7 protein-coding genes and 1 pseudogene are annotated in these 4,872 nt (G+C 40.5%); 7 read left to right on the forward strand and 1 reads right to left on the reverse strand.

Going from position 1 to position 4,872, the window contains the following annotated elements; translation table 11 throughout:
• Positions 1–465, forward strand: a 465-nt coding sequence (locus tag AACV33_RS12235; RefSeq protein WP_304503138.1) for a zinc finger domain-containing protein, incomplete at its 5' end; no start/stop codon positions are given.
• Positions 466–732: 267 nt separating this feature from the next.
• Here the strand turns inward: AACV33_RS12235 and AACV33_RS12240 are convergent.
• Positions 733–1,257, reverse strand: a pseudogene (locus tag AACV33_RS12240) (IS91 family transposase); the annotation flags it as partial.
• 34 nt (positions 1,258–1,291) lie between these two features.
• Between AACV33_RS12240 and AACV33_RS12245 the strand changes: the two are divergent.
• The 6 genes from AACV33_RS12245 (at position 1,292) to AACV33_RS12270 (ending at position 4,649) form a co-directional block, all read left to right on the forward strand.
• The gene (locus tag AACV33_RS12245; protein WP_182700297.1) at positions 1,292–1,624 is read left to right on the forward strand and encodes a type II toxin-antitoxin system RelE/ParE family toxin; all 333 of its coding nucleotides are present in this window, start codon (positions 1,292–1,294) and stop codon (positions 1,622–1,624) included.
• Positions 1,611–1,925: a helix-turn-helix domain-containing protein gene (locus AACV33_RS12250; RefSeq protein WP_012550279.1), complete on the forward strand. Its 315-nt coding sequence runs from the start codon at positions 1,611–1,613 to the stop codon at positions 1,923–1,925. Before AACV33_RS12245 ends, AACV33_RS12250 begins: the two co-directional genes overlap by 14 nt.
• 135 nt (positions 1,926–2,060) lie before the next feature.
• Complete coding sequence (locus AACV33_RS12255; protein WP_182700298.1) at positions 2,061–2,465, forward strand: hypothetical protein; 405 nt, start codon at positions 2,061–2,063, stop codon at positions 2,463–2,465.
• 152 nt (positions 2,466–2,617) lie between these two features.
• A complete protein-coding gene (locus AACV33_RS12260) occupies positions 2,618–3,205 on the forward strand; it encodes a DUF1294 domain-containing protein (RefSeq protein ID WP_023603295.1) in 588 nt (195 codons plus the stop codon).
• Between the two features lie 181 nt (positions 3,206–3,386).
• A complete protein-coding gene (locus AACV33_RS12265) occupies positions 3,387–4,175 on the forward strand; it encodes a phosphotransferase (protein WP_182700299.1) in 789 nt (262 codons plus the stop codon).
• Positions 4,176–4,196: 21 nt separating this feature from the next.
• Positions 4,197–4,649, forward strand: a complete 453-nt coding sequence (locus AACV33_RS12270) for an NUDIX hydrolase (RefSeq protein WP_017022275.1) — start codon at positions 4,197–4,199, stop codon at positions 4,647–4,649.
• Positions 4,650–4,872 lie beyond the last annotated feature (223 nt).

Here is a 4,872-nt window from a genome sequence, read left to right on the forward strand (position 1 = left end):
GGTAGCCATAATGAATGGGAGTGCCCGATATGTCGAGGTGTTGGAACAGTAGATGTTGAAGCTATTTCAGAGATTGATTTATCTCCGTTTGAACAGGAAGAGTGCCCATTATGTAAAGGTAAAGGCAGTCATAACGAATGGGAGTGCCCAATATGTCGAGGGGTTGGAACAGTGGATGTCGAAGCTATTTCAGAAATTGACTTATCTCCGTTTGAGCAGGAAGAGTGCCCATTGTGTAAAGGTAAAGGCAGTCATAACGAATGCGAGTGCCCGATATGTCGAGGGGTTGGAACAGTGGATGTCGAAGCTATTTCAGAAATTGATTTATCTCCGTTTGAACAGGAAGAGTGCCCACTATGTACAGGGAAAGGTCGTTATAATGAACGGCTATGCCCGATATGCAAAGGTATAGGAACAGTCGACAAATCAGCACTTGAAGTAATAGATTTAAGCTACTTTGAGTAATATTTTGTATAACAAATAAGGATTAAGCGCTGCGCAGCCAGCGTTAAATTCCGGGTGTTGAACAAGCCCGTAGCCACTTCTTATAGTAAATTGTGCGATCTAGTTTGGTAGGCGCATCGCCTTGAGTCTTTCTTCAAGGCGAGCGAAGCTAAGATAAAATTACGATAGTAATTTTATCAATGGGGTAGCTGTTTTTTATCGTCTTTTTTTTGTTATATCTCCTCTAGGTTAACTTCAGCCATTATCCTTATTATGTTTGCCTTTCGGCTATCTCGGTCGCGTTATTCCTACGCACTCCATGTGATGCTGGCAGTGTGGGCAAGTTCGTGTTGCTTTGGCTCGAATGGTCATAGTGGTTGGCGGCGTTTGATAAAAAATGCCAAGCATGAGTAGTTGGATACGTACTCGCAGGGCTCTCGCTTGGCCACGTAAAAAACCGTAGTCACGTACTCGTTGTAAGCCTTTAGGCAGTACATGCTGCAAGATGAGCAACAAGAACTCAAGGGTGGGTAAGGTACGTGTCTTTATTGTATTGGTTTTACTTTCCTTGTAACGGAAAGTGACACTATGGTCATCACTGTGGATGATGTCGTTGTCTGGTAGTACGCCTCGGTACAGGTAGCGTGACAGGTACTCCAACGCAGGCTCACCATAACCCACGCCTTGACAGTCAACGACCCATTGTTTCGGTATAGATTTAGGTAACCACAGTTGAGGGTGTTGATTGATGGCCTCAAGTAATCGCGCTCGCCAGACCTTGGCAAGAGCGAACTCGTTAATAACGTACAGTTTTGCTATCTGTACGTTACTTGCGTATACTTTGCATATGAAAAGTATATTTGTCGAATCGACCATATTTGAAAAGTACCGTAATGAGTATCTCAGCGATGAAGAGTTTAGACTTTTTCAAGCTGAATTAATGTCTAACCCGAAACAGGGTGCTGTGATTCAAGGTACAGGTGGTTTGCGAAAGATTCGAGTTGCAAGTAAAGGCAAGGGCAAGCGTGGTGGCTCTCGTGTTATCTATTACTTCCTCGATGAAAAACGTCGTTTCTACTTGCTGACAATTTATGGCAAGAATGAAATGTCCGATTTAACCGCAGACCAAAAGAAACAATTAAAGGCTTTTATGGAGGCGTGGCGTAATGAGCAATCGTGACCTATTTACAGAGTTAAGTTCAGCTATTATTGAGGCTAAAGAACATTCTGAGGGTAAGTTAACCCTTAAAACTCATCAAGTTAACGATTTCAGTGAGTTAGATATTTCACCTAATGAAATCGTGAGTATTCGTGAACAATTTAATATGTCTCGTGGTGTGTTTGCACATTTACTGCATACATCATCTCGTACATTAGAAAATTGGGAACAAGGGCGTAGCGCACCAAATGGACAAGCGGTAACCCTTTTAAAATTGGTTCAGCGTCATCCAGAAACCCTGTCACACATCGCTGAGCTATAACAAACAATTTAAGAGTGATTCAGCACGTTTGGCATTTTTGGTTTGAATCTAGTTCAGTGTTTACGGTGTTCAAATTGGGTGTAGGGGTAGCGTGCTTCACACCTTAATTGGGCGTTAATCGTACAAGGAGGTACAATGTATAAATTACGAAAACTGGAAGGTGAGCAAGATTGGCTAGATGCGGATGGAGTTAATATTTATACCATTTCAGCAAATGAAGAACCAATCAATATGGTCGCTTTTCATCACCGACTAACAGAGGTTAAATCTGAAATAACTCTCGAATGGGATCAGACTGCTGCGTTTGTTATTTTTCATAATGGTGCAAGTTGTAAGTATTTGGTTTTAGCTTGGTGGGGTAATGATAATGAATTATTTACGTCAGTATCAGTTCAAGTTAATGGGGTTTGGGTTGTAGATCCAACTAAATATTCGTTTTGCCTTTATGATATTGAAGTTATGTGGAAGGAACGTAATATCTACATAGAAACAATAGATTGTGAAAGTCCGTCATTGGTTAAGTATCGCACTAGCCGTTAGATGTACATTTAACAAAGCAATCAACACGTTGCTATTACACTCGTACACTCGGCATTCGTGGTTTAGAGTGTAATTGGCTTGGTAAGTAAGCCGTTCGCACGTATTATTGCGGCGTTAGGCCACACAGGTCATATTTACAATAGGAAAAGGTCGTGAAAGGTAAGATTACAGAATGGAATGACTCAAAAGGTTACGGTTTTATATCAGCATTGAACGGTAATTTGCGAGTTTTTATCCATGCTTCATCAGTGAAAAATAGCAATCATCGACCTAGGTTAAACGATGAAGTGACGTTTGAAGTTCGCGAAGATAATCGTGGGCGATTTAATGCCGTCGATGCAACAATAGAAGGCAAGGAAGCTCTTCCTTTGAGCGTATTATTTGGTTGTTCATATTTAGTTTTCGTGTGTGCAGCGCTTATCGTTTTTGGGCGACCATTATTTATAATTCCACTTTATATCGGTATAAGTATCATTACATATGTAATGTTTTCAGTGGACAAAAAAGCCGCTCAAACTGGGCAATGGAGAACGCCAGAAAACTCACTTCATATGTTATCGTTGTTTGGTGGCTGGCCTGGAGCATTGTTTGCACAAAATCAGCTACGCCATAAATCGAAGAAGCAGCCGTTCAAAACAATTTTGTGGATCACTATAATCTTAAATATCAGTGCATTTCTTTGGACCTTTACCCCCTCAGGTATTATTGTTCTTCAAAGAATATCGAGTGTTTTTTACTAGTAGAACAGCGGTTGTACAGTGGCCTACTAAACAATTTAAGAGTGTATCTTAACGTTTGCCGCTTTCATTCCAATTTGAATTTTTGTGTTTACGGTGTAATGGTTTAGGTTTGGTGGTAGCGCTGCTCACACCTTAATGCGGTGTTATAAGCACAATATAAATAATACTCATAAGGATATTCATGGAAGAACTTCAAGGTGGGCGTGAAGGGCGGGTTTTCCGCTCTGAGAATAAGGTTTATCGGCCGCGTGGTAAGTGGTCTGAAACAATATATAGTTTGTTGTCCCATATTGCTAAAAAGGGCTTTAATGCAGCTCCTAAGCCTTACGGGTTTGACGAAAAAGATAATGAAATATTATCTTATGTTGAAGGAGAGGTTTTTAATTATCCGCTAAAAGGCAATATTGCCACGACTGAAGCACTGACTTCCGCAGCTAAACTTCTTCGTTTATACCATGATGCATCTAGTTCGTTTCTATCACATCATTCGACTGAATCATTAGAGTGGATGCTTCCCAGTAGAGAACCCATGGAAGTTATTTGTCACGGAGACTACGCGCCATACAATGTTGTATTGGTTGGCTCAGAAACCGTGGGGATTATTGATTTTGATACTGCGCATCCCGCGCCGAGAGTTTGGGATATCGCTTATGCTGTGTATTGTTGGGCTCCATTTAAAACTCATGTGTATGATGCAATGGGGGATTTAGGAGCTCAGTCTATGCGAGCCGAGCAGTTTTGTGATGCTTATGGTTTGCTTGAAGCTGATCGTTTGGTTTTAGTTAAAGCAATGACAGAGAGAGTTCAATCGTTGGTTGACCATATGCATAATGAAGCTGGTAATGGCAATCAAGCTTTTATCGAAAACATCAGAGACGGTCACCATTTGGCGTATCTAGCGGATATCCAATATTTGAATAACAATGAGCAGTATATTACCGATGTAGTGGTTGGTAAAAAGTGCTTATAACAACACTTTAAGAGGTTAATTATGATCCCTTTAAATACATCAATTGTGTCAGGCGTGGCATTATCTAAAATTGATGGCGAAGAAAAAATTCTACTCATGAAAAGAGTAAAAGGTGGCTTTTGGTGTCATGTCGCAGGCTCAATTGAAGAAGATGAAACAGGCATTGATGCCATCGTTCGTGAGTTCAAGGAAGAGACTCAAATTGAAGTGTCAAACCTATTCAATGCTCAGTTTCTAGAACAATTTTATGAAGCGAGTGTGAATGTAATTCAGCTTATCCCTGTTTTCGTTGTGATGTGTCCACCAGAGCAAGAGGTGGTTCTAAATGAAGAGCATACAGAATATAAGTGGTGTAGTTTAGAAGAAGCACTAGAGTTGGCCCCATTTCCAAATCAACACGCAGTGTTTAAGCATGTATGGTCGTATTTTGTAGAAAAGCCAGTCAATGCGCTTTATCGAGTAGATGTCGGCTAGCAAACAATTTAAGAGCGATTTTCAGTGGATGGTATTTTTCATTCCGTATGGCTCTTTCTCATTAAAAATGGAGTTCTTTATATGGAAGTGGTAAAAGTAAAACTTGGTGAGCTAGGAGTTGTTAGCCCGCTGTTTGATGCATATCGTGTGTTTTATGGACAAAAGAGTAACTCAGAATTAGCTTTTGATTTCTTATCTCAAAGAGTTAAAAATGAAGAGTCAG

Origin of the sequence: Aliivibrio sp. SR45-2 (genome assembly GCF_963890165.1) — a bacterium.
Taxonomy (GTDB): Bacteria; Pseudomonadota; Gammaproteobacteria; order Enterobacterales; family Vibrionaceae; genus Aliivibrio; species Aliivibrio salmonicida.